Raw genomic sequence first — 22,046 nt, 5'->3', positions numbered from 1 at the left:
TATCGCCTCGCATCAGATCTTCCGCCATTTGGTCAAAAGAAGAAGGGACCCGCTCGATCGAGCGGGCCCCTTCGCAATCTCGGATGAGATCGAAGTTACTTGAGCTGGGAGAGAGCGTCGTCCACAGCGGCCTTGACGCCGTCGGTGGTGATGGTCGCGCCGGAAACGCCCTCGATGTCGGAACCCTGGGCCTTTTCGATCTGGGCCTTGTAGGTGCCGTCCTGGATGGCCTCATAGCCGCCGATGCCCTGGGTCTCGTTGTCGCCCTTGATCTCGGAAACGGTGATGGTGCCGTCGGAAGCCTTCGCGAGGGTGACGGTGATCTCGCCGCCCTTGCCCTGGCCGGTGCCGGTTGCGGTCTGACCGTCGGCAGCGCCCGAGCCACCGCCGCAGGCGGTAAGGGCGAGGCAGCTCACGACGGCAGCGGATGCAGCAATCTTCGTAATCTTCATCCTAGATCCTTCTTTCGAATCGCCAACAGTAGGATGCGGGCAAGTGTATAGCATCGTTGCCAAGGTGCGTTCTGAAAAGGACGAAATCTCGACAATTATGGATGAAAAGGCATCACCCGCAGATAATTTCTCTATGCAACCAGGTGAAAAAGCTATTTCGAAGCGCTTGGGACGGTCTTGTCGACGACGTGCGCGACATTGTCGCGGTCGATGAAGACCGCCGTCGTGATTTCCGGCCTTGACCGGGCATAGTCCATGCCGTATTCGATGCCGAGCGCGCAGAGCGTCGTGGAGAATCCCTCGCAGTCGACGCTGCGGGGGCCGACGACCGTCACGCCTTCGACATCGGTTTCGACGGGCATGCCGGTCTGCGGGTTCAGGATGTGCGCGAACCTGCGCCCGTCCTTCTCGAACATGCGCTCGTACAGGCCGCTCGTGACCACCGAGCCGTTCGCGATGGATACGGCGCCGAGGATCTGCGAAGCGTCGCGCGGATCCTTCACACCGATGCGGAACGGCGTGCCGTCGGGGCGCCCGCCATGAACGGCAACATTTCCGCCCAAGTTGACGAAGAGATGCTCGAGCCCTTGGGATGTCATGAGATCGATCAGCCGGTCCGCGATCCAGCCCTTCGCCGTGCCGCCCACGTCGATCGAGGCCTCGGGGTCGGAAAGCGTCGCGATGCAGACGTCGTCGCCGTCCAGAAGCTTCAGCTTCTGCCATCCCACGTGCGCGACGGCTTCGTCGAGGGATTCCTGATCGGGGATGATGCCCCGATGGAAATCCCAGAGCCGCGTGACCGAGCCCATCGTGATGTCGAGCATACCCTCAGACAGCTCGCAATAGCGCAGGCTGTGCGCCAGCACGTCGTAGGTATCGCGCGCGATGACGACGCTTGCGCCGCGCGATTCATTGATGCGCGCGATGTCGCTGTGGGGAAGGAATCGCGAGAAGAGGCGCTCGTACGTTCGGCACGCATCGCGGCCGGCGAGAAACGCCGCCTCGACGGCGTCTCGGTCGCCTGATGCCTTGAAGGTGACGATGGTGTTGAAGGCGTAGAAATTCGCTTCATGGTAGCGATGCGGATCGTCCGCGGATGCTTCCTTGAAGCGCCAGTCCTCTTCGCGCGGGATTATGTCAAGTGCGGTGTCGTTGGTGTCCATGCGTCCATTGTAGGATGCAGGGTATGCGAAGAGTTTACGAAAAGAAAACCATATCGAATTCCCTCAGGGGAAAGCGGGTATGCTTTTCGCACATGCGCATTTCTCGGGCGATTTCATGGTATGACGTGCGAGAAGCCGGATGCCGTCCCGCAGCGGGGCGCGTCCGCGCATCGAAAGAGGAAGTGGCAGGACGAAGGCGGATCGCGTCGTTCCAAGATGCCGGTCGTGCGTCTCGGATCGCGTCGTCCCCGGAAGGACGCTAGGGGAGTTAGGCTAGGACATGCAACTGTATTCGCTCGAGTTCGTCTGCTTTCTCTGCACGCTGCTCGTCGCATATTTCGCCGTCGGACGGCTGTTCGGACGCGGTCAATGGATCGTGCTTCTCATCGGATCGCTCGGGTTCTACACGGCCACGGGCTGGCAGCACCTCTTCTTCATCCTGCTGACGGCCGGTTCCACCTGGCTCGTCGGCCTGGCGTTCGGCAAGCTCGACGCGCGCTGCAAGGAATTGCGCAAAGCCGCGGAGAAGTCCGAGAAGAAGAAGATCAAGGCGAAGTTCGCCCGCCGCAAGTGGTACTTCCTGCTCGCAGCTCTCATCTTGAACTTCGGCGTGCTTTCCTACATCAAATACTGGAACACGTTCCTCGACACCGTGGGCGCGGGCGACAGCTTCCTGGCATCCAGCCTGCTTCTGCCGCTCGGCATCTCGTTCTACACGTTCCAGTCCGTCGGATACCTGATCGACACCTACAACGGCAAGGGCGAACCCGAACGCAATTTCGCGAAGTATCTCCTGTTCGTTTCGTACTTCCCGCAGCTTATCCAAGGTCCCATCAACCGCTTCGACGCGCTCGCCCACCAGCTGTACGAGCGCCATTCGTTCGACGCGGACAACGCCAAGCGCGCGCTTCTGCTCATCGGCTTCGGCATGATGAAGAAGTTCGCGATCGCGGACCTGCTCGTACGTTCGATCAATGGCTGCCTGAACCACATCGACGGCTCCACGCCGGGCTCCATCGTGGTGTTCGGCATCCTGCTCTACTCGGCCCAGCAGTATGCCGACTTCTCCGGCGGCATCGACATGGTGCGCGGCGTCTCCCAGCTCTTCGGCGTCAAGCTCGCCGAGAACTTCCGTCAGCCGTATTTCTCCATCTCGCTCGGCGACTTCTGGCGTCGCTGGCACATCACGCTGGGCGCGTGGATGCGCGACTACGTCTTCTATCCGTTCGCGCTGCGTCCCTCGATGCAGAAGCTGGGCAAATGGTCCGGCGACAAGCTCGGCCGTCACTGGGGCCGCACGCTGCCGGCATCCATCGCGAACATCCTCGTGTTCTTCCTCGTGGGCCTCTGGCACGGCGCCGACGCCCACTTCATCTGGTGGGGCCTGTACAACGGCATCGTCATCGCGGCGGCCGACCTCGCATCGCCTCTGTTCGAACGCATGATCAAGCTATTCAGGGTGAATACCGAAACCGCGTTCTGGCACGTCTGGCGCATCCTGCGTACGTTCATCGTCGTCAACATCGGCTGGTACTTCGACCGCATCGAGGATTTCGGCGACGTGCTCACCGGCTTCTACAACACCATCTTCAACTTCAGGGCCGATCTGTTCATGTCGGTGCTGAAAAGCTACAGCGTCAATTACATCGGCATGTCCTTGCGTATCGCCATCATCGGATGCCTCATCATTTTCGTCGTGAGCGTCCTGCGCGAACGCAAGGTGGATGTGGCCGGCGAGATCCTGAAGCTCAACGTCGTCGCTCGCTTCGCGATCTATACGTTCGTGCTCGTGCTGACCATCGGATCGTTCGCGTATGCGCCGAGCGCAGGAGGATTCATCTATGCGAATTTTTAAGGCAGGGGCGAAGATCGTCGCCGTTCTCCTCTTCATCGTCCTCGTGAACTGGGGCTTGACGTTCGTGATCGAGCCGACCGGCTCCAAGAGCCAGGTCATGTGGCATGACTACTACGAGCAATCCGATATCGACACCGTCTATGTGGGCACGTCCCAGGGCGAGCGCGGCTTCGATCCCGCGGTCATCGACAAGGAATGCGGCACGTCCTCGTACAACATGTGCACTCCCAGCCAGCTGATAGAGGAGTCGTTTCTCGGCATCAAGCAGGCGTACAAGGATCATCATATCAAGCGCGTGGTTCTGAGCTTCGAGGTGTCGCTCGTGCAGAGCGAGGACTCTCCGAGCCCGGGCGGCGCCTATATCCGCAACAAAGACCGCGGCAAGCCGCTGCAGTTCGCCAAAGACGCGCTCCCGTGCCTGACCGACGATCGCTTCTATGGCAAGAAGGATTCGATCAACTGGATGTTCCCTTGGGTGATCAATCATGTCGACGCGAAGCCGCAGAAGCTGTATCGCAACATCAAGATGAAGCTCGACGGCACCTCGATCGCCGATGCGGCCATGGAAAACGAGAAGGGCTGGACCTACTACGGCAAGGGCTACGGCAACTACGACAGGGTCTACGACTACAATCCCAAGGTCTATCGCAGCTACCTGGATACCTACGGCAAGAGCAAGCCGAACGACCGCAAGATGCAGACGCTTGCCGATATCTGCGACTATTGCGCCGATCACGACATCGAGCTCGACGTCATCTGCACGCCCCTGCCCGCTTACGACATCCTCGAGTACGACGGCTATTTCGACAAGCTGGTCGGCATCAAAAGCCTCGTCGAAGAGCATGGCGCGCACTACTACGACTTCAACCTGGCGCGCCCCGAGCTTTTCGATCAGAAGCCGGAGTATTTCGCCGACTATCAGCATATGAACACCGAGGGCGGCAGGATCTTCAGCGAAGGCGTCGCGAAGCTGTTCCAGCATATCGATGCGGGCGACGACGTGGACGGCCTCTTCTATGCGCCGGAGGACTACGCCTCGCACATCGACTATATCGACATGGTCACCTACAAGACCAAGAACAACGACGACGGCAGCACCAAGATCGACGCCAGCGTGCTTGCCGGCGAAGGCGTCCAGGCCGAATACCAGTTCCTCGTGAAGAACAAGGACACGGGCAAGTGGGACGTGCTGCAGGATTACTCCGATGAGTCGAGCTACACCTTCGACCCCGACAAGCCCGGCACGTACCGCGTCTGCGTCAATGCGCGCAAGGTCGGATCGACCGCCGAATACGAGCGCTGCAGGACGTTTTCCATCACGAAATAAGATAGGAGAAGGCATGAGAAACGTACTTGAGTGGCTGGAGTCCACGGCCGCCGTCTCCCCTGACAAGACGGCATTCGCCGATCCCGATTCGACGGTGGGCTTCGCCGAGCTCGTGGCGCGTGCGCAGGGCGTGGGAACCTACCTCGCCGCGCGGCAGGCGCCATGCACGCCGGTCGCGCTGTTCCTCGAGAAGAGCACCACGGCCATCTGCGGCATGCTGGGCGCCACGTACGCGCGCTGCCCGTATTCCGTGCTCGACGTCCGCCAGCCTCGCGAACGTCTGCTCGGCATCGTCGGAACGCTCGAGCCGGGCATCGTCCTGACCGACGCCGCCTATGCCGATGCCGCGCGCGAGGCATTCGAAGGCACGTCGCTCGATGTGGTCGAGCTGGAAGGCATCCTCGGCACCGCGGCCGATGCCGATGCCATCGCCGCTCTCCGCGCGTCGGCGCTCGACGTCGATCCGCTCTATATCAACTTCACGAGCGGTTCGACCGGCACTCCCAAGGGCGTCGCCGTGTGCCACCGTTCCGTCATCGATTTCATCACGCACTTCACGAGCCTTTTCGGCTTCACTGCGCATGACGAGATCGGCAATCAGGCTCCGTTCGATTTCGACGTGTCCGTCAAGGACATCTACAGCGGCCTTCTGACGGGCGCGACGGTACACATGATTCCGCGCGATTACTTCAGCCAGCCGGCGAAGCTGATGGATTACCTGGTGGAACGTAAGATCACGACCTGCACCTGGGCGGTAAGCGCCATGTGCTTCGTCTCGATCATGGGCGGCTTCGACTACAAGGTTCCCGAGACGGTGAACAAGGTCATCTTCAGCGGCGAGGTCATGCCGGTCAAGCAGCTCAACGTCTGGCGCGCGCATCTGCCGCACGCCACGTACGTCAACGTGTACGGCCCGACGGAGATCACCTGCAACTGCACCTACTACGTCATCGACCGCGAGTTCGCGCGCGACGAGGTCATTCCTGCAGGTCGCGCGTTTCCCAACGAGAAGGTCTTCCTGCTCGACGAGGACGATGCCGAAGTCGTCGGTGCGGGGGAGCACGGCGAAGTGTGCGTGAGCGGAACCGCCCTTGCGCTCGGGTACTATAACGACCCGGCGCGCACGGCCGAGGCATTCATGCAGAATCCCCTGAACGCGCGCACGCTCGAGATGATGTACCGCACGGGGGACATCGGCATGTGGGACGAGGCGGGCAACCTTGTCTACGTCGGGCGCAAGGACCATCAGATCAAGCATCTCGGCCAGCGCATCGAACTCGGCGAGATCGAAGCGGGCGCCCAGGCGGTCGACGACGTCGAACGCGCCTGCTGCATCTATAATGCGAAGAAGAAGCGCATCCTGCTCTTCTACACGGGCGGCATCGACAAGGACGCGCTGCTCGAGGAGCTGAAGTCCAGGCTTCCGCAGTATATGGTCCCGAGCAAGGTCTTCGAGGTCGAAAGCATGCCCATGACCAAGAACGGCAAGATCGACCGCAAGGTCCTGGCGGAGATGGGAGGCGTCAGATAATGATGACGAACGAAGAGCTTTCAGCCGTCGTCGCCGATTACGGCACGCCCGCATTCGTGTTCGATGCAGGCGCCCTCGAGCGCCGCATCGCGGCATGCAGGGATATCGTCGGCGAGACCGTCGGCCTATGCTACGCGATGAAGGCCAACCCCTTCTTCGTGCGCCCGGCCGCCCATGCCGCCGACCGCCTCGAGGTCTGCAGCCCCGGCGAACTCGACATCTGCAAGCGCGCCGCCATCGATCCGGCGAAGATCGTCTATTCCGGCGTGAACAAGCTGCCGGAAGACATCGGGGACGCCATCGACTACGGCTGCGGCGTATTGACCGCCGAATCGCTTCTGCATGTGCGTTACATCAATCAGGTTGCGCTCGAAAAAGGCCTGGTCGTCGACGTGCTGCTGCGTCTCAATGCGGGCAGCCAGTTCGGCATGTCCAAGGAAGACCTCGTGTCCGTCGTGGACGACCTGGGTGCCTGGCCCGGCATCCGTGTGGTCGGCATCCATTATTTCGTGGGCACGCAGCGCAAGAAGCTCACGCACCAGATCAAGGAGCTCGAGAAGATCGAAGCGTTCATCGACGAGCTCGCATCCGAGCACGATTTCGTCGTCGAGCGGCTCGAATACGGCCCCGGCCTGGCTGTCCCGTATTTCATGGACGACGATTTCTCCGACGACCTCGCGCCGCTCAAAGAGATGGCCGACGTGCTGAAGCGCGTGGCGACCAAGGCGGAGCTCACGATCGAGATGGGCCGCTTCTTCGCGGCTCCCTGCGGCGCGTACGTCACGCGCGCGATGGACATGAAGTCCAACAAGGGCACCAATTACTGCATCCTCGATGGCGGCATGAACCATCTGACCTATTTCGGCCAGATGATGGGCATGCACGTTCCGCAGATCGCGAACCTTTCGCACCTCGATCGCACGGTCGATGCCGGCAACGTCGCGGAATGGTGCCTGTGCGGCAGCCTCTGCACGATCAACGACATTCTGACGCGCGCGGTCGAGCTCGAGGACTTCCGTCCGGGCGATGTGCTCGCGTTCTTCAACGTGGGAGCCTATTCCGTCACGGAGGGAATCCATCTTTTCCTGAGTCGCACCATGCCGCGCATCGTCGTGCGCTATGATGACGGGAGCGTGGCGCTCGTGCGCGATTTCATCGAGACGAGCACCCTCAATTGGATCCAGCAGTAGCGAAGGAAAGAAGCATCCATGGAAGAAATCACGCTTGATGCGGTCATCGAAATGCTCGAAGACGTCAAGGAAGGCGTCGACTACCGCAACGCCACCGCGCTCGTGGACAATCGCGAGATCGACTCGTTCGATATCCTTGCGATCATCTCCGCGATCGACGACGAGTTCGACCTTTCGGTTCCCGCGAAGGACATCGTTCCCGCGAACTTCAACAGCGCCCAGTCCCTCTGCGCGCTGATCAACCGTCTCGCCGAAGAGGAATAGCCGCCCGGGCGCGCATGGCGTCTGAAATCGGGAAACGGAGGGCGTTCGGGCCGATGCGGCTCGGGCGCCCTTTCGGCTATGGCCGTTTGGTGGCAGAGCGCATCGCGCTCGGCCGTATCGGGTATACTGAACCGAGTTCATGCAGTGCCTTGGACGGGCATGGGCGGCGATATGTTTCGAACCTGGTCAGGTCCGGGAGGAAGCAGCCATAAGGAACCTCTGACGAGCGCCCTTGCCTGTCCAAGGCACTGCGTTTCTCGGCCTCGCCCGCGGTGCGGTGGCATCCGAGGCCATCCGACACAGGCAGGCGAACGTGGGCATCATCCGATTCTTCATCAATCTGCTGAGCGACCCTCGCACGGCCATCGCGGGATGGATCGTGTCATTGGGCCCGGCGCTCGTCTACGCTCCGCTCTTCCTCGTCGTGTTCGTTGAGACGGGGCTCGTCTTCTTTCCGTTCCTTCCCGGCGATTCCCTCCTGTTCGCCGCAGGCGTCTTCAGCGCCGACGGCGGCGGGCTCAATATCGTCGCGACGCTCGTCGTCTTCTGGACGGCGGCCATTCTCGGCAACACGTCCAACTACTGGATCGCACGGTTCTTCGGATCGCGCATCGTCGATTCCGGCCGGGTCAAGGCCCTGACGCCCGAGCGTGTCGCCAAACTGGACGGGTTCTTCGCGACATACGGCGGGCTCACGATCGTGATCACGCGGTTCATGCCCTTCTTCCGCACGTTCGCGCCGTTCGTGGCGGGCATGGGACACATGGGATTCGCGACGTTCACGCTTTTCAACGCCATAGGCGGCGTATCATGGGTCAGTCTGTTCGTGCTGTCAGGATATTTCTTCGGCGGGATTCCGCTCGTCCAGGCCCATTTCGAGGCCATCCTTTTGGGTATCGTGGCGGTGTCGGCCGCGCCGGCGGTCGTCGGCGCGGCACGGTCTGCGCTCGCATCTCGGAAGAAGCGATAGCCGACGGTGTTTTCAGATGCGGGACGTGCGAAGATGACGTTCCGGAGGTTCATGGCGAAGGCAGGTTTCTATGACAGAGGCGCTCTATAGGAAGTATCGCCCGCAGACGTTCGACGACGTCGTGGGCCAGATCCATATCGAACGCACGATCAAGAACGCGCTCGAATCCGATCGCGTGAGCCACGCCTATCTCTTCTGCGGCCCGCGCGGCACGGGAAAGACCACGATGGCGCGCCTGCTGGCGAAGGCGCTCCTGTGCGAGAAAGGTCCGACGCCCGCGCCCGACGGCGAATGCGAGCAGTGCCTCGCCATCGCCGAGGGCACGCACCCCGACGTCAACGAGATGGACGCGGCCAGCCGCACGGGCGTCGAGAACGTCCGCGAGGAAATCATCGGCCGCGTTCAGTTCGCCCCGGTCCGCGGACGCTACAAGATCTATATTATCGACGAGGTCCACATGCTGTCCACGGCCGCCTTCAATGCTTTGCTGAAGACGCTCGAGGAACCTCCGAGCCATGTGGTCTTCATCCTCTGCACGACCGATCCGCACAAGGTTCCGGCGACCATCCATTCGCGCTGCCAGCGCTTCGACTTCCATCGTCTTGCGAACGAGGAGATCATCGCGCGCCTCGGCGCCGTCTGCGCCTCCGAAGGCGTGGAGTTCGAGGCGGAGGCGCTCGAGCTCGCGGCCAAGCGCGCCCAAGGCGGGATGCGCGACGCGCTGACGACGCTCGAGCAGCTCATCGCGTTCGGCGAGGGCCGCGTCACGATGCAGGTCGCTCTCGACGTCCTGGGGGCACTCGATTCGAACGACATGACGGACATCGTCGCGCGCATCGCCCGACGCGATGCGGCCGCATGCTTCACATGGGTGGCGGAATATGTCGAAACCGGTGCCGACCTTGCGCAGTTCGCACGCGACCTGGCATCGTACGTGCGGGATCTGTATGCGTTCATCCTGACCGACGGGGCGCTGGAGCCTCGGTCGTCGGCGACGAACGAGCAGCTTGCGGCTCAGGCGGGGCTGTTCGGTCCCGATCGGCTCGCGCATGTCCTTTCGATTCTGGGCGATGTGTGCGCCGAGCTGCGCTCATCGGCCAATCCGCGCCTGTCGTTCGAAATCGCGCTGACGCGCATGGCGCGCCCTGAAAGCGATCTGACGCTCGCATCGCTGGCGGCGCGCGTCGAAGAGCTCGAGCGCGCGTGCGCGCAGGGCGCCCGTCCCGTGGATGCGCCTGCCGTTCGTGTTGCGGCTTCGATGTTCGACTCGACGTCGGTCGCCGACGTGCCGATGGCTGCGTCCGCAGCTGCGGATGCGCCTTCCGCATCCGGCCTCTCACCTTCGGTGATCGCGGCGGCGCGCGCGATCAAGGGGGGAGGGGCTCCGTCGTCCGTACCTGTCGTCGATACCGGCGCCCCGGCATCGGCTGCGTCCGATGCGTCGGGATCCGACGCATCTTCCGGCGCGGCTGCGGTTGCGTCTGCAGAACGCATTCCCGCCGTGCAATCGGGGCTCGATTCCTCGCCGGCGCCTGCGGCGGATTCTCCGTCGGCGTCTGAGCCGAAGCTGGCCTTCTCGTCCGCGGAGCCTTCCGAAGCCGTCCGCGCGAAGCTTTCGAATCCCGCTGCCCTGCAGAGAGGATGGCAGGCGGCCGTCGCCGAGGTCAAGAACCTGAGGACGGCATATGGCGCGTTGCTCCTGTCCGCAAGCGTGTCGCCCGTTCAGGGCGCGTCGGGCTTGGCCGTCGAATTCTCGCATGAGAATTCTTTCGCGTTCTCGGCCGTGCAGAAGCCCGAAGTGTCCGAGATGGTCTCCGCCGCGCTCGCGCATGCGTTCGGAGGAGAGGTGCCCTTCGAATTCACGCAGGGAGGCGGCCGTCCCCAAGGATCGTCGCGCACGAAGGGCGGCGATTCGGCTTCGTCCGCTTCGGTGCCTGATCAGTCGCGTTCTTCGGGACGTGCGGGGATGAGCGCTGCCGAACGCGCGCGCGCCGCTATGGAAGCGGCCCGTGCGCGCGGGGATATGGACGCATCCGTCGCACCCGCGTTCGACCGTGCGACGACGCGTCCGATGCCGATTCCGTCCTCTGCGCTTCGGCCGGCCGTCGCGGAGGCGGCTGCGCCGCCCGACGGAGATGCCGTCCCGTATTCGGATGCCGACGCGGAATCCTACGCCGACGAGGCTGCCGCGCACGCCGTCCTGACCGTCGACGGTGCGAAGCCCGTCGATCCCGCCGAGGCGGGCAGGCGTCTCGGATTCGATTCCATGGTTCCCGCGCGCAGCGAGGAGATGCCTCCTCTCGCCGGATGGCCGATGCCTGAAGATGCTGCCGGGACGTCGAACCCTGCACAGGAAAAGGCATCCGTCCCGGAACCTTCGGCGAAGCGTGCGCCGCATCCGTCTGCGATGCCTGCGAGGAAGGCGCCGGCATCGTCCGCGTCCGCCTCTGCTTCGGCCGATTCCGACCCGGCGGCGCCCGGCGTTTCGGGGCAGCAGGCCGGAGGCCGCCCTCGACCGTCCGATTCGGAGCCTCGGACCAAGAGTCGCCCTCGACCGCCCGCGCCGGCGCCTGAGCCTGCGCAGGATGCGGGGATGGATGCCGCGAGCATCTTCAGCGCGCTCGGCGTTTCCCTCGACGACGTGCAGGAAAGCTCGTAGGTCCGTCGCGGCGGCGTGGCTGCCGCCGCGCGTCGTGGCGCGATTGCCGTCGGACGACGAACGATATGAGATAATCCGCTGCGGCGCCCGTCGGCGTCGCAGCCTTGGATCGAGACGAAGGAGCATTCCCATGCCCGATATGAAGCAGATGATGCGTCAGGCCCAGAAGATGCAGGCCCAAATCGCAGCCGTTCAGGACGAGATCAAGGACATGACCGCCGAGGCGACCGCGGGCGGCGGCATGGTCAGGGCCGTCGCGGGCGGCGATATGTCGATCCGCGAGCTCGTCATCGATCCGGCCGCCGTCGATCCCGAAGATGTCGACATGCTGCAGGACATGGTCCTCGCGGCCTGCAACGAAGCGTTGCGCGCCGTCACCGCCAAAGGCGAGGCCCGTATGAGCATGGTCGCAGGCGGGATGCATATTCCCGGCCTTATGTAGGAAGGCGGCCGACCAGTGGAGGCCGCTCCTGCCATACAGACGTTGCTCGACGAGCTCGAGCGCATGCCAGGCGTCGGTCCTAAGAGCGCCCAGCGCATCGCGTATTGGATCCTGAATTCCGATAGAGCGACGGCCGAACGTCTCGCGCAGGCCGTGCTCGATGTGAAGAGCTCCGTGCATTTCTGCCCGCGCTGCTTCAACTACGCGCAAGGCGATGTCTGCGATATCTGCGGGTCTGCGAATCGCGATGCGCATACGATCTGCGTGGTGAGCGAGCCTCGGGACATCGCGGCCATCGAACGCACGGCGGTGTACAAGGGTCTGTACCATGTGCTCGGCGGGGCCCTGTCTCCCATGGACGGCATCGGTCCCGACGATCTCAAGGTCGCGGAGCTCATGGCGCGCCTTGCCGTCGAAGATGTGACGGAGGTTCTTATCGCCACGAACCCCGATGTCGAAGGCGAGACGACGGCGACGTACCTTGCGCGCCTCATCAAGCCGTTGGGCATCGAGGTCTCGCGCCTCGCGAGCGGCCTTCCGGTCGGAGGGGACCTTGAATTCGCCGATGAGGTCACGTTGGGGCGGGCGATCGAAGCGCGCCGCGCGCTATGACGGACGCGTTCGCGATTTCGCTCGGGGCGAAGCCTTGCCTGATGTGTAGAAACGTTGTAGAATAATCCTCGTTTACAGAGGCGCAAGCTTCGGTAAGTTTGAGGACCTTGCTCATAGGAGGGGAAGCAAGGTCCTCTTCTTGTGTGCGGATGCGTTCGATTTCTTCGGCATGGTCGCATGCATTGAACATTCCATCTCGGGCTATAGGTGAGAATGCGCGCCCAGGGCCCATCGACGATCCGAATGCATCGAATGGTCCGTTCAGAGCGTATGCGATGCATCGAAGGCGTCCGGCGTGCATCCGAAGCATAAGGGCCATAGCCATAGGCCCAGCATGAAAAGGAGAACGGCCTCGGAATCGTCCGAGGCCGTTGTGCATGCATGGTGGGCGATGAGGGGTTCGAACCCCCGACCTTGTGCGTGTAAAGCACCTGCGCTCCCGCTGCGCCAATCGCCCATAAGGCAATCCATTTTCACACATCCCGACGTTCGTGTCATGGCTTTTCTCGGAACGTGATGAGAAGCGCATCGGATCCGACGGCCTTCTCCGCAAGAAGGGATCGCATCGCGCGGCGTATCCCCTCGTGCTTTCGGCAAGGCTTCGGATAGGGCGGCGCAAGGTCGTCGCGCTACCGTCTCTTCCACGCAACAGGCGAGGAGGAAGCGATGAGGAAACGAAGATCCCTGGCGTTCGGCGCGGCATGCGGGGTCATATGCGCCGCATGCATGGCGGCATATGGCAACCAGCTCGAAAGCGCGGTAGCCGACGAGCGCGCGGAGATGCTCGAAAGGTTCGGAGGCGAGCAGGTGGAAGTCCGCGTCGCGACGCGCGATATCGCGGTCGGCGAGAGGCTGAGCGATGCGAATTCGACGTCGCAGCTCTGGCTTTCCGCCCTCCTTCCCGATCAAGCCGTCATAGACGCGGGCGATGTGGCGGGACGTTCCGTCACGACGCCCATATTCGAAGGGGAGGTCGTGTGCGCCCAGCGCTTCGACGAGACCGAGGAGAAGCCTCTGCAGGTTCCCGACGGCATGTGCGCGGTGAGCGTTCCGGCCGACACCCTCGCAAGCGTCGGCGGTTCGGTGGCCCCCGGGGCGCTCGTCGACGTGTATACCTCGTCGGGTTCGTCGACCGATCTGCTCGCCCAGTCCGTGCTCGTGCTTTCGACGAGCGCATCGGGCCAGGCGTCCGCTTCGCCTGCGGCGTCCTCGCCTCTTTCCTGGGTGACTCTCGCGGTGGCACCCGATCGCGTCGAGGAATTCGTTGCCGCCGCCCAAAGGACCGAGCTGTACTTCACCCTGCCGGCTTCCGGCGTTCGCGGATCCAAAGAGGGCGGTGCGCAGGGCGAGGACGGCGGATCGGCCGATGCCGATGCGAAACGGGAAGAAGGCTCGCCCGGCATGTCGGCCGGGACGGCAGGTACGGAAAGAAGCGCAGGGGCGGCATCGACCGATGGCGAGGCCTCGCGCGCCGATGGCAAGGAGGGGAAATGAAGCGGCTCAGGCTTCTGTGCGCCGAGGAGGAAGTTCTCGCGCATCCGGAGATGATGGGGCTTGAAGGCGAGCGTCTCGATGCGCTCGAATGGGTCTTGTGCGTGCATGGCGCCGAAGAATGCCGAAGCGCGGCGGAATCGCTTCCCGATTCGGTCGGCGTATGGATCGTGTCATGCGACGACATGGATGCCGTGAACCTTGCGGCTGCGCTCAAGCGGGACGATCCCGATCGAAACGTGTCCCTGGTCTCCTTCTCTCCCGACGGATCGCTTTCGAGCCGCGCATCGCAGGCGAGTATAGACGGCGTGCTCGACGAGGGCGCGTTCAAACGGGAATTCGCCACATGGAAGGCGATGATGCGAGGGTTCGTCGCCGCAGAAGGACCGATGCGCGAAGGCGTGCGGACGGTGGGGGAGTTTGCCGAGGACGATCCGTGCGACGCGCTTGAGGAGCGCGCGATGCCTTCGCTCGAAGCCTCGGTGCCGCGCATGCTTTCGCATGCGCCCGATTCCGCCGAGGCTTGCGGCAAGGCTATAGGCATTCTGTCGGCGAGCGGAGGTTCGGGCAAGAGCACCGTCGCGGCCCTGTGCGCCATCCGGGCCGTCCACCTCGGCTTGAGCGCGGTGATCGTAGATGCCGACCTGCAGTTCGGCGATATAGCGTGCGCATTCGGCGTGAAGGACCCTCTTTCCGCGGACGAGGCTCTGAGACGTCCTGACCTGGTCACGTCTTCGGTCGAGGGCGCACCGGCCGTCGTAGGGCCTCCTGCCTCGATCGAGGATGCCGAGGCGGCGGCGATCGCCCTTCCTGCGCTTGTTCGAAAACTGAAGGCTCGGTTCGACGTCGTCGTCGTCAATACCGGCTCGTTCTGGACGGACGTGCATGCAGCGATCCTGGATTGCACGGATGCGGTCGTTTTCGTTCTCGACCAGCGTTCGACGTCGTTGAAGTCGACGGTTCGGGCGGTCGAGCTGTGCGGGAGGCTCGGCGCCGCTACGAGCTCGTTCTCCTTCCTCGTCAATCGATACGAGGAGTCCGGCCTGATCACGATTATGGATGCATCGTGCGCGCTGCACGGTGCGCACGTCGGTGCCCTTCCCCGTGCGGGTCGGGAGGTCGAGGAGCTGTTCAGCTCGGGATGCCTCATCGAGCTCACGAGGGAACGCAACGCCCTGTGCGACGCGCTCGCCGAGGCCGTCGATCCGTTGCTTCCCGGCATCGAGCCTCGCGGCGCCCAGGAAGGAAAGGCGAAACGGTGGAGCCCGTTCGGGTTCCTTCGCAAGAAGGAGGCGTGCGCATGAGCCTGGCGCAACGGGTCGAGGAGGCGCGTTCATGCGCGTCCGATTCGGCGGCCGAGGGCGTCGCCGTCGACTTCGCCCTGCTTCGATCCGCCGTGTCTCGATTGCTCGATGCCGACGAGCTCGCGCGCATGGTGTCCGACAATCCCATGCAGGCGCGAAACGAAATCAGGGAGGCGTGCAGGCGCGTCTTCGCGCGTCCCGATTGGAACGGCAGGTCGACGGCGCTGAACGAAAGCCTCGTCCAGGCGCTGCTCGACACCGTCTTCGGCCTCGGTGCGATCCAGCCTCTCATGGACGACGGGGATATAACCGAGGTGATGGTGAACGCGGGGAGAAAGGTGTTCGTGGAGCGGCGGGGCGTTCTTGAGCCCTGTGCTGCCCAGCATCTTGACGAGAAGCAGGTCAGAGCATTGATCGATAGGATTCTGTCGCCGCTCGGCCGTCGTGTGGACGAGTCGTCTCCCATGGTCGACGCTCGTCTTCCGAGCGGTCATCGCGTGAACGTGGTCATTCCGCCCATAGCGGTCGACGGTCCGTGCATGACCATCCGCAAGTTCACCGTGCGCGTCATGACGCTCGATGAGATGCGAGGCTCGGGTTCGTTCGGCCGCGAGGAGCAGACGATGCTGGAATGGGCCGTCGCCCTGCGCAAGAACATCGCGGTCTGCGGCGGGACGGGAAGCGGGAAGACCACGATGCTCAACGCCCTTTCATGCCTCATTCCGCAGGACGAGAGGATCGTGACCATCGAGGATTCCGCCGAACTGCGATTCCTGGAGCATCCTCACGTCGTGCGCCTGGAAGCGCGGCCGGCGAGCTCGGAGGGGTCGGGCGCCGTCACCATTCGCGACTTGGTAAGAAATGCGTTGCGCATGCGGCCCGACCGCATCGTCGTGGGGGAGTGCCGCGGATACGAAGCGCTCGACATGCTTCAGGCGATGAACACCGGACACGATGGGTCGCTGACCACCCTGCATGCGAATTCGCCTGAGGATATGACGATGCGTCTTGCGGCCATGGTCCGTTTCGGGTCCGACCTTCCGGTCGACGTCATAGAGGGCATCATCGCGTCTGCGCTTGACGTGGTCGTGCAGGTGGCGCGTTGGAGAGACGGCCGCAGGTTCGTATCTTCGATCGCGGACGTCCTTTCTGCGGACGATGGAGCAGGCTGTCGCGTCGTGCGCGCATATGAAAGGGTCTCGCCGGATGCTCCGGGCGCATGGAGGGCCGTGCCGCGATGGCTTGACGAGGCCGCGCACGTGGATGAGAGCCTGGGAGGGGAGGTGGAGGCGTGGATGCGCAGGTGCTCTTGGGCGGAGCCTGTCTTGCGGCGGGCATAGCCTGCGGAATCGTTGCGGCCCGCACGTTCGCCTGGGGTTCAGGGGTGCTCGTGCGCGCACGGGCGCAGGCGGATTCCTTTCGCGGTGAAGATCGATCGGGCGTCGGCGACACGGGCAGGGCGCTTCGTATCGTCGGATACGTGACGCGAAACGGCGTTCCGGCGTTTTCGTGGGCGCGAAGGGCGGTCCTGTCCTTCCCGCGCGCGAGGCGGCGCTTCGAAGGGGTCGCGGACATCGTGTCCCGATCATGCGGAGGCGCATCGGTCGAAGGGGTCTGCGAGGCATTCCTTCTGCTCCTGTGCATGCTTGGAACCGTGTCTTTGATCGCCGCGAGGTCCGTGATCTTCACGGCTTGCCTCTGCGCCCTGGCCGTCGCGTGCACCTTCGCGGCTGCGTCTCGTCGAAGGGATGCCGAGCTGCAGCGCATGCGCGAGCTCGTTCCCGACGCCCTGCGATGCATGGAAGCCTGCTTCCATGCAGGCCTTACGGTCCCCCAGGCGTTCGCAGAGGTCGCCCGTGAAACCAAGCCTCCTTTGCGCGACGCGTTCTCCATGGTTTCTCACGACATGGAGCTGGGCAGGTCGGTCGATGAAGCGCTCGAAAGGTTTCGACGGGCGTCGAGCCTTCCCGAGCTGTCGTTCGTCGCCATGGCGCTTGACGTGCAGCATGCATGCGGTGGCGATGCGTCGCGAATCGTGCAGAGCGCGCAGGAAAGCGTGGAGAGGGGAATCGAACTCAGGCGTTCGCTCAGGGTGCAGACCGCGCAGGCGAAGCTGTCCGCCCAAGTCGTCAGCATCATGCCGATCGCCCTGCTCGTCGTTCTGTCGGGCATAGACCCCGGCTTCATGGACCCGTTTTTCGAAAGCGGCGCAGGCATCGCCCTGCTCGTGTGCGCTGCGGCTATGGAGATCGCCGGCATCGCGATCGTGTCGCGCGTGCTTGACGTCGATATAGGATAGGAGGAATCCCATGAACGTGCTTCCGATGGCAGCCGTGCTCTTCGCCGCTGCAGGAGGGGTCGTCATCTCGACGGAGGCGATGCGCTCTCGCGCGCGAAAAGAGCTCAAGCGTTCCGTGCTGCACGCGTCGTCGCTTCCCGAGCGTCCTGCCGAAGAAGGATCGCTCTTTCGCTTCCGGCCATTCGTCCCCACGTCGGGCGGAAAGCCCGATCTCAGGATCGAGCGGCATGCATCGGAGCTGTTCGATGCCGTTTCCCTTGGCATGAGGGCAGGGCTTTCCTTCGATGCGGCCTTCGCCTTGTATTGCACGAGGTTCGACGACGAGCTTGCAGGGGTGTGCCGGGATGCGCACAGGGCATGGTCGACCGGCGTGCTGACCCGCGCCGAGGCGCTTGCTTCCATAGCGTCGAAAGCCCGAAGTCCCACATTGGAGCGCTTCGCCGCGAATGTGGAAAGAAATGTCCGGTTCGGAAGCCCCATGGGGCGCATGCTCGACGCGCTCTCCCGGGAATCGTCGGGCGCGTACCGCACGAAGATCGAAGAGCGCGTCGCAAAGGCGCCGATCGAAATGCTCATTCCGACGGCGACGCTCATACTTCCCGCGATGCTCATCGTGATTCTCGGCCCCGTGCTTCTCGACCTGGCATGACGTATGCGTCATGCATCATCACGAATTTCTCAGGAAAGGATCTTCCCATGTATGAGAACCAGCTCTCTTATCTCTCTCCTGCCGCCTCGCGCGATGGAGCATCCTGCGTTTCGGCGCCGTCGCCCGCCCGTGTACGCACGCGTGCGATCCGCATTGCCCAGAGTCTCCACGCGTCGGCGAAGGCGAAGCTTGCGTGCAGGAAAGGGCAGGGCACGACGGAATACGCGATCCTCGTGGGCGTCCTGGTGGTGATCGCCATCCTCGCGATCACGGTGTTCAAGCCCAAGATCCAGGAACTTTGGGATGCAATCGCGAGCGGCATAAACGGGCTATGAAGCGGTGCGGTGCGGATGCGCGCCGGCGGCTCGCGACGGGCTTGCCGCGCAATCCGATGGGCTTTTTCAGGCGGGCACGTGTCGGGGATGCGGGCCAATCCACCGTCGAATACGCCGTGGCCCTTTCCGTCGCGACGGCGATTTTCATCGCGCTCGGGGTCTTCTGGAGATTCTCTTCAGGGGAGGGTTTGTCCCAAGGGATCGTCGAATCCCTCATGAGCAGGATTCCAGGAGGTCTTGTCTATGCTGCGATGCTCTGACCTGCGTTTGCGTTGTCTTGCTGGCGGAGCCTTCGGTCAGGCGACCGTTGAAGCGGCGCTTCTCATACCGGTGCTCTGCATTGCGGCCCTCCTTGTCCTTCAACCTTCGTTCATCCTGTTCGGACGCCTCGCCATGCAGGCATCGGCAGCCGATGGGTGCAGGGTTCTCGAAACCCTCGAACCTGGCCACGAGGCGTGGGCGAAGGATTTCATAGCGTACCGGCTGTCCGGAGTGCCGGATGTCCCGGCGTTTCATGCAGGCCCGTGGGACATCGCGGTCGAAGGGGACGAGACGTCCTCCGTCGTGCATGTGAGCATCGCGCACCGCGTGAAGCTCCTGCCCTTGCTGGGCTTCGCGGCCGGTGCGGCCGGGTTCGCGGATGCGGACGGATGCTGCGAAGTGAGCGTCGAGGATTCATTGACGAAAGACGAATGGCTGGCCGAGGTCGAGTCGGGGCTTGCGCCGTCGGTCTGGGTAGCGCGTTGGGAGGAGAAGGTGTGAAGCACCGGTCGAAGCAGCGGCGCGCAGGATGCCGCGTAAAAGGGGCGATGGGCCTGTTTTTCAGGGAGGATGGCTACACGACGGTCGGCGCGGCGCTGGCCGTTCTTCTCACGTGCTCGCTCGTGTGCATGTCGGCCTGGGCGTACGAGGCGCAATCGCGCACGTCTTCCATCCAGTCGATTGCCGACGCCGCGGCGTTGGCGGCGGAGAACGAGGTCGCCGAGTTCGATAGAGTCGTCAAGGTGGCGGATGCCACGTTGCTGAGCATGTCCCTGACGGGAATCGTCCTGCTGGGAGTCGGCACCGTCTGCTGCTGCGTTCCTGCAGCCGCTCCTCTGGGGGAACGGCTCGTGGAAGCGGGAGCGAAGGTCATAGAGAAGCGTTCCGCGGTTGCGAAACGCTTCTCGGAATCCCTGAACGCGGCCCAGGCCGCGCTGCCCGCCCTCGCCGTCGCATCCGCCGAGGCGGTCATTCTGGAAAACGCTTCGGACGATCTGCATCTGTTGGGATACGTGGAGGTCGTGCCCTGGAAAGGCGAGGCTATAGACGTGCCCGACCCTGCTTCTCTCAAAGACGCCTCCGATACGGCCGAATCGAACGCCGAAGAAGCCGAGCGGCTGGCCAAAGAGGCGGACGAAGCGTCGACGCGCGCGAACGAAGCGCTCGAGCGCGGGTTCGAGGCGGATTGCGGGGCGTACCCAGGCGCATGCATGCGCGAGAGGGCCGAAACCCTGTCGACTATCTCGCCGATCGACAATCCTTTGTATGAATCGAGTGCGACCTGGACGTTCTCCGTCGCCCTCGAACGTGCGCGCGCATATTACCGATGCCGCTACGACCAGGAACGTCCTGCTTCGGCCAGCATGGAGGAAGAGGTGCGCAGCGCGCTGCGCAAGAGGTTCTACGATTTCGCGATGGACGAGCTCGCCCGCGGGAGGGCGTACGACGACGGCGTGTCGGAGCCCGACCTCTATTTTCCGCTGCTGCCGAAGAACGCCGACGAGTTGAAGCGCACGTCGCTGTACACCGACCCGCTCTTCCCAGTGAGCGGCGGTGCCCATCGATACCTCTGCGCCTGGTCGGGATGCCCGTCTCTTGCGGAATCCGGTTCGGCGGGCATGGGATCCCTCTCGCATATCGATGCGGGAACGCTCGAGGTATGTCCGCATTGCGGCGTGAACGCGTCGTACATGGGAAGGGTCATGGCGGCTTCGTCCTCGATCGATAATGGCTTCGAATACCACTATCGCATCGTCGCGGATGCCGCAGAGGAATACGAGTCGTCCAAGAAGGCCGCAGTCGAGAAGACGAACGAGGCGAAGGATCTCGTCACGAATACGTTCGACGCGCTGGGCCGGGCGCTTGCCGATGCCGTTTCGTATCGAATCGAGGCGTTTCCTCCCGGCAGGTTCGGCGTCGTCGTCGCCGTATCGGCCGATGCGAGCGCCGAAGCGCCGGCGGCGTTCGTCACCGCGCCCGGCGATCTGGGCTCGTTTACGGCCATCTCGGCGAGCACATGCGTGGAAGATCCATCCGAGAACGTCATGGCGTCCTTGCTCGACGGAGCGCGCGAGGAAGTCGACTCCGAGCTCGTAGCGGGAGGAGACGTGGCTTTGGGGATCTGGGGCGTGATGATCGATGCGTACGGGGGAGGCGTGGACGCGCTCGCATCCGGAATCGAATCGATCTTGAACGGCATTCCCCTCATCGGACCGAGCGGACTTGGAACCTGGGCCTCCGATGAGCTGACGAGGCGCATTCGGGATATCGGCCTCGAGCCTGCAAGCACGGGGGCTCCGAAACCGGTGGTCATCAATACGAGGCATGTGCTCGACCGGGTCGACGGTCCCTTGGCCGAAGCGATCATGCGTGTGAAGGAGGTGGCGCCATGAGATCGGAGAAGCGCATAGCGGGTCAGATGACCGTTGAGTTCGCCGTCGCGTTTCCCGTCATCGCGATGATCGCGGCAATCGCCTGCCTTAGCGTCGCCTACATGGGGTTCTGCGCATCGTTCGACGGTGCGGCGAGGAACGCTATGCGGCTTGAGGCAGACGACGGGAACGACGCCGCGGCATCGGCTGAAATCGCGGATCGCATAGCGGCTGCGACGGGCATCGATCGATCGTGCATCTCGGTCGATCGGTCGCGCACGGGGCTCGGCCACATGCGGTATACGGCCACGTTCTCGTTCGATCCTTCCTTGGTGGGGCTTCATGTTCCCACAAGCATCTTCGGGATCGAGATGCCGATGCTCACGCACGAATGCAGCCTGGTCGTAAGCCCGTACAGAAAGGGGGTGGTCGTGTGATCGGGGATGCGGTCGTTCTTTTCCGCTGGACCGCGCGCCTGCGCGGACTGATCGCGCGCGATCAGTCGTGGAATGCGATGGTCGTGCTCGTGCCGTGCGGGAGCATCCACACGTTCGGCATGCGCGCCTCGATAGACGTCGCATTCTTCGACGCCCGAGGAAGGGCTCTCGCCTCCTTTCAAGGAGTTCCGCCGAATCGGCGTCTTGCGGTGCGCGGCGCCCGATTCGTATGCGAACGATTCGCGCGTGAGGAAAAGGCCTGGTTCCTGCCGGGACAGAGCGCATTTCGCGATTTCGAGGGCCGATGCTGCGCGTGCGCGGCCGGTGACGATTCCCCGTAATCGGGGCGGGCGGATCGCGCCCGTTTCGACCGTGCGTCTTCAAGCGCGATGGCAGCTGAGGGGCAGGCGCCTCGACAAGGCCGAGGACGTCA

General features: G+C 63.4%; 22 protein-coding genes, 1 tRNA gene and 1 other RNA gene. 21 read left to right on the top strand and 3 right to left on the bottom strand.

Going from position 1 to position 22,046, the window contains the following annotated elements; genetic code table 11:
* Positions 1 to 95: 95 nt before the first annotated feature.
* Together HMPREF0762_RS04035 and HMPREF0762_RS04030 are read right to left on the bottom strand one after the other, a co-directional pair.
* The gene (locus HMPREF0762_RS04035) at positions 96 to 452 is read right to left on the bottom strand and encodes an FMN-binding protein (protein WP_006362181.1); all 357 of its coding nucleotides are present in this window, start codon (positions 450 to 452) and stop codon (positions 96 to 98) included.
* Positions 453 to 604: 152 nt separating this feature from the next.
* On the bottom strand, positions 605 to 1,615 hold the full coding sequence (locus HMPREF0762_RS04030; RefSeq protein ID WP_006362180.1) for an FAD:protein FMN transferase: 1,011 nt from the start codon (positions 1,613 to 1,615) through the stop codon (positions 605 to 607).
* 280 nt (positions 1,616 to 1,895) lie between these two features.
* On the opposite strand from HMPREF0762_RS04030, the gene HMPREF0762_RS04025 reads away from it, so the two are divergent.
* The 10 genes from HMPREF0762_RS04025 (at position 1,896) to recR (ending at position 12,465) form a co-directional block, all read left to right on the top strand.
* Complete coding sequence (locus tag HMPREF0762_RS04025; RefSeq protein ID WP_006362178.1) at positions 1,896 to 3,470, top strand: MBOAT family O-acyltransferase; 1,575 nt, start codon at positions 1,896 to 1,898, stop codon at positions 3,468 to 3,470.
* Positions 3,457 to 4,797, top strand: coding sequence for a hypothetical protein (locus HMPREF0762_RS04020; RefSeq protein WP_006362177.1), 1,341 nt, complete (start codon positions 3,457 to 3,459; stop codon positions 4,795 to 4,797). The genes HMPREF0762_RS04025 and HMPREF0762_RS04020 overlap by 14 nt, the downstream gene beginning before the upstream one ends.
* A gap of 13 nt (positions 4,798 to 4,810) precedes the next feature.
* Positions 4,811 to 6,328, top strand: coding sequence for an amino acid adenylation domain-containing protein (locus HMPREF0762_RS04015; RefSeq protein WP_006362176.1), 1,518 nt, complete (start codon positions 4,811 to 4,813; stop codon positions 6,326 to 6,328).
* Complete coding sequence (locus HMPREF0762_RS04010) at positions 6,328 to 7,518, top strand: alanine racemase (RefSeq protein WP_006362175.1); 1,191 nt, start codon at positions 6,328 to 6,330, stop codon at positions 7,516 to 7,518. The genes HMPREF0762_RS04015 and HMPREF0762_RS04010 overlap by 1 nt, the downstream gene beginning before the upstream one ends.
* An 18-nt stretch (positions 7,519 to 7,536) precedes the next feature.
* Complete coding sequence (locus HMPREF0762_RS04005; RefSeq protein ID WP_006362174.1) at positions 7,537 to 7,782, top strand: hypothetical protein; 246 nt, start codon at positions 7,537 to 7,539, stop codon at positions 7,780 to 7,782.
* A 150-nt stretch (positions 7,783 to 7,932) separates the two neighbouring features.
* Positions 7,933 to 8,028: signal recognition particle sRNA small type (gene ffs, locus HMPREF0762_RS08975), an RNA gene on the top strand.
* Positions 8,015 to 8,752, top strand: coding sequence for a VTT domain-containing protein (locus HMPREF0762_RS04000; protein WP_245935491.1), 738 nt, complete (start codon positions 8,015 to 8,017; stop codon positions 8,750 to 8,752). The genes ffs and HMPREF0762_RS04000 overlap by 14 nt, the downstream gene beginning before the upstream one ends.
* A 70-nt stretch (positions 8,753 to 8,822) precedes the next feature.
* A complete protein-coding gene (gene dnaX / locus HMPREF0762_RS03995; protein WP_006362172.1) occupies positions 8,823 to 11,411 on the top strand; it encodes a DNA polymerase III subunit gamma/tau in 2,589 nt (862 codons plus the stop codon).
* A 130-nt stretch (positions 11,412 to 11,541) separates the two neighbouring features.
* Entirely contained in the window at positions 11,542 to 11,853 is a 312-nt protein-coding gene (locus tag HMPREF0762_RS03990) for a YbaB/EbfC family nucleoid-associated protein (RefSeq protein WP_006362171.1), read from the top strand.
* 15 nt (positions 11,854 to 11,868) lie between these two features.
* Positions 11,869 to 12,465 carry a recombination mediator RecR gene (recR, locus tag HMPREF0762_RS03985; RefSeq protein WP_006362170.1) on the top strand — a complete coding sequence of 199 codons (597 nt, stop codon included), beginning with the start codon at positions 11,869 to 11,871 and terminating at the stop codon, positions 12,463 to 12,465.
* Positions 12,466 to 12,847: 382 nt separating this feature from the next.
* Here the strand turns inward: recR and HMPREF0762_RS03980 are convergent.
* Positions 12,848 to 12,922 (bottom strand) — tRNA-Val (locus tag HMPREF0762_RS03980).
* A 209-nt stretch (positions 12,923 to 13,131) separates the two neighbouring features.
* Between HMPREF0762_RS03980 and cpaB the strand changes: the two genes are divergently transcribed.
* From cpaB to HMPREF0762_RS03925, 11 genes are read left to right on the top strand one after another with little or no spacing between them, the layout of a single operon-like run.
* A complete protein-coding gene (gene cpaB, locus HMPREF0762_RS03975; RefSeq protein ID WP_040619000.1) occupies positions 13,132 to 13,959 on the top strand; it encodes a Flp pilus assembly protein CpaB in 828 nt (275 codons plus the stop codon).
* Complete coding sequence (locus HMPREF0762_RS03970) at positions 13,956 to 15,260, top strand: AAA family ATPase (RefSeq protein ID WP_006362168.1); 1,305 nt, start codon at positions 13,956 to 13,958, stop codon at positions 15,258 to 15,260. The genes cpaB and HMPREF0762_RS03970 overlap by 4 nt, the downstream gene beginning before the upstream one ends.
* Complete coding sequence (locus HMPREF0762_RS03965) at positions 15,257 to 16,600, top strand: CpaF family protein (protein WP_006362166.1); 1,344 nt, start codon at positions 15,257 to 15,259, stop codon at positions 16,598 to 16,600. Before HMPREF0762_RS03970 ends, HMPREF0762_RS03965 begins: the two co-directional genes overlap by 4 nt.
* Positions 16,552 to 17,559 (top strand): type II secretion system F family protein, encoded by a 1,008-nt coding sequence (locus tag HMPREF0762_RS03960; protein WP_006362164.1) that lies wholly within the window; start codon positions 16,552 to 16,554, stop codon positions 17,557 to 17,559. The genes HMPREF0762_RS03965 and HMPREF0762_RS03960 overlap by 49 nt, the downstream gene beginning before the upstream one ends.
* A 10-nt stretch (positions 17,560 to 17,569) precedes the next feature.
* Complete coding sequence (locus tag HMPREF0762_RS03955) at positions 17,570 to 18,208, top strand: type II secretion system F family protein (protein WP_006362162.1); 639 nt, start codon at positions 17,570 to 17,572, stop codon at positions 18,206 to 18,208.
* 47 nt (positions 18,209 to 18,255) lie between these two features.
* Positions 18,256 to 18,543: a class III signal peptide-containing protein gene (locus tag HMPREF0762_RS03950; RefSeq protein ID WP_245935490.1), complete on the top strand. Its 288-nt coding sequence runs from the start codon at positions 18,256 to 18,258 to the stop codon at positions 18,541 to 18,543.
* Positions 18,540 to 18,803, top strand: coding sequence for a hypothetical protein (locus HMPREF0762_RS03945; RefSeq protein ID WP_006362159.1), 264 nt, complete (start codon positions 18,540 to 18,542; stop codon positions 18,801 to 18,803). Before HMPREF0762_RS03950 ends, HMPREF0762_RS03945 begins: the two co-directional genes overlap by 4 nt.
* Positions 18,787 to 19,305: a TadE family protein gene (locus tag HMPREF0762_RS03940; RefSeq protein ID WP_006362158.1), complete on the top strand. Its 519-nt coding sequence runs from the start codon at positions 18,787 to 18,789 to the stop codon at positions 19,303 to 19,305. The genes HMPREF0762_RS03945 and HMPREF0762_RS03940 overlap by 17 nt, the downstream gene beginning before the upstream one ends.
* A 47-nt stretch (positions 19,306 to 19,352) precedes the next feature.
* Entirely contained in the window at positions 19,353 to 21,197 is a 1,845-nt protein-coding gene (locus HMPREF0762_RS03935; RefSeq protein WP_006362157.1) for a hypothetical protein, read from the top strand.
* Entirely contained in the window at positions 21,194 to 21,613 is a 420-nt protein-coding gene (locus HMPREF0762_RS03930) for a hypothetical protein (RefSeq protein WP_006362156.1), read from the top strand. The genes HMPREF0762_RS03935 and HMPREF0762_RS03930 overlap by 4 nt, the downstream gene beginning before the upstream one ends.
* Entirely contained in the window at positions 21,610 to 21,954 is a 345-nt protein-coding gene (locus HMPREF0762_RS03925; RefSeq protein WP_006362155.1) for a DUF192 domain-containing protein, read from the top strand. Before HMPREF0762_RS03930 ends, HMPREF0762_RS03925 begins: the two co-directional genes overlap by 4 nt.
* The last annotated feature ends 92 nt before the right edge of the window (positions 21,955 to 22,046 follow it).

This window comes from Slackia exigua ATCC 700122 (assembly GCF_000162875.1).
GTDB lineage: Bacteria > Actinomycetota > Coriobacteriia > Coriobacteriales > Eggerthellaceae > Slackia > Slackia exigua.
The sequence above is the reverse complement of the archived record's forward strand: the minus strand, read 5'-3'. Positions and strand labels throughout refer to the sequence as shown.

Excerpts from the sequence above, each read along its gene's own strand:
- HMPREF0762_RS03965 (WP_006362166.1), top strand. The coding sequence starts at position 15,257 with ATGAGCCTGGCGCAACGGGTCGAGGAGGCGCGTTCATGCGCGTCCGAT.
- HMPREF0762_RS04005 (WP_006362174.1), top strand. The coding sequence starts at position 7,537 with ATGGAAGAAATCACGCTTGATGCGGTCATCGAAATGCTCGAAGACGTC.
- HMPREF0762_RS03955 (WP_006362162.1), top strand. The coding sequence starts at position 17,570 with ATGAACGTGCTTCCGATGGCAGCCGTGCTCTTCGCCGCTGCAGGAGGG.
- dnaX (WP_006362172.1), top strand. The coding sequence starts at position 8,823 with ATGACAGAGGCGCTCTATAGGAAGTATCGCCCGCAGACGTTCGACGAC.
- HMPREF0762_RS03945 (WP_006362159.1), top strand. The coding sequence starts at position 18,540 with ATGAAGCGGTGCGGTGCGGATGCGCGCCGGCGGCTCGCGACGGGCTTG.
- HMPREF0762_RS03935 (WP_006362157.1), top strand. The coding sequence starts at position 19,353 with ATGGGCCTGTTTTTCAGGGAGGATGGCTACACGACGGTCGGCGCGGCG.
- HMPREF0762_RS04020 (WP_006362177.1), top strand. The coding sequence starts at position 3,457 with ATGCGAATTTTTAAGGCAGGGGCGAAGATCGTCGCCGTTCTCCTCTTC.
- HMPREF0762_RS04010 (WP_006362175.1), top strand. The coding sequence starts at position 6,328 with ATGATGACGAACGAAGAGCTTTCAGCCGTCGTCGCCGATTACGGCACG.
- cpaB (WP_040619000.1), top strand. The coding sequence starts at position 13,132 with ATGAGGAAACGAAGATCCCTGGCGTTCGGCGCGGCATGCGGGGTCATA.
- HMPREF0762_RS03970 (WP_006362168.1), top strand. The coding sequence starts at position 13,956 with ATGAAGCGGCTCAGGCTTCTGTGCGCCGAGGAGGAAGTTCTCGCGCAT.
- HMPREF0762_RS03950 (WP_245935490.1), top strand. The coding sequence starts at position 18,256 with ATGTATGAGAACCAGCTCTCTTATCTCTCTCCTGCCGCCTCGCGCGAT.
- HMPREF0762_RS03930 (WP_006362156.1), top strand. The coding sequence starts at position 21,194 with ATGAGATCGGAGAAGCGCATAGCGGGTCAGATGACCGTTGAGTTCGCC.
- HMPREF0762_RS04015 (WP_006362176.1), top strand. The coding sequence starts at position 4,811 with ATGAGAAACGTACTTGAGTGGCTGGAGTCCACGGCCGCCGTCTCCCCT.
- HMPREF0762_RS04025 (WP_006362178.1), top strand. The coding sequence starts at position 1,896 with ATGCAACTGTATTCGCTCGAGTTCGTCTGCTTTCTCTGCACGCTGCTC.
- HMPREF0762_RS04035 (WP_006362181.1), bottom strand. The coding sequence starts at position 452 with ATGAAGATTACGAAGATTGCTGCATCCGCTGCCGTCGTGAGCTGCCTC.
- HMPREF0762_RS03940 (WP_006362158.1), top strand. The coding sequence starts at position 18,787 with ATGCTGCGATGCTCTGACCTGCGTTTGCGTTGTCTTGCTGGCGGAGCC.
- HMPREF0762_RS04030 (WP_006362180.1), bottom strand. The coding sequence starts at position 1,615 with ATGGACACCAACGACACCGCACTTGACATAATCCCGCGCGAAGAGGAC.
- HMPREF0762_RS03990 (WP_006362171.1), top strand. The coding sequence starts at position 11,542 with ATGCCCGATATGAAGCAGATGATGCGTCAGGCCCAGAAGATGCAGGCC.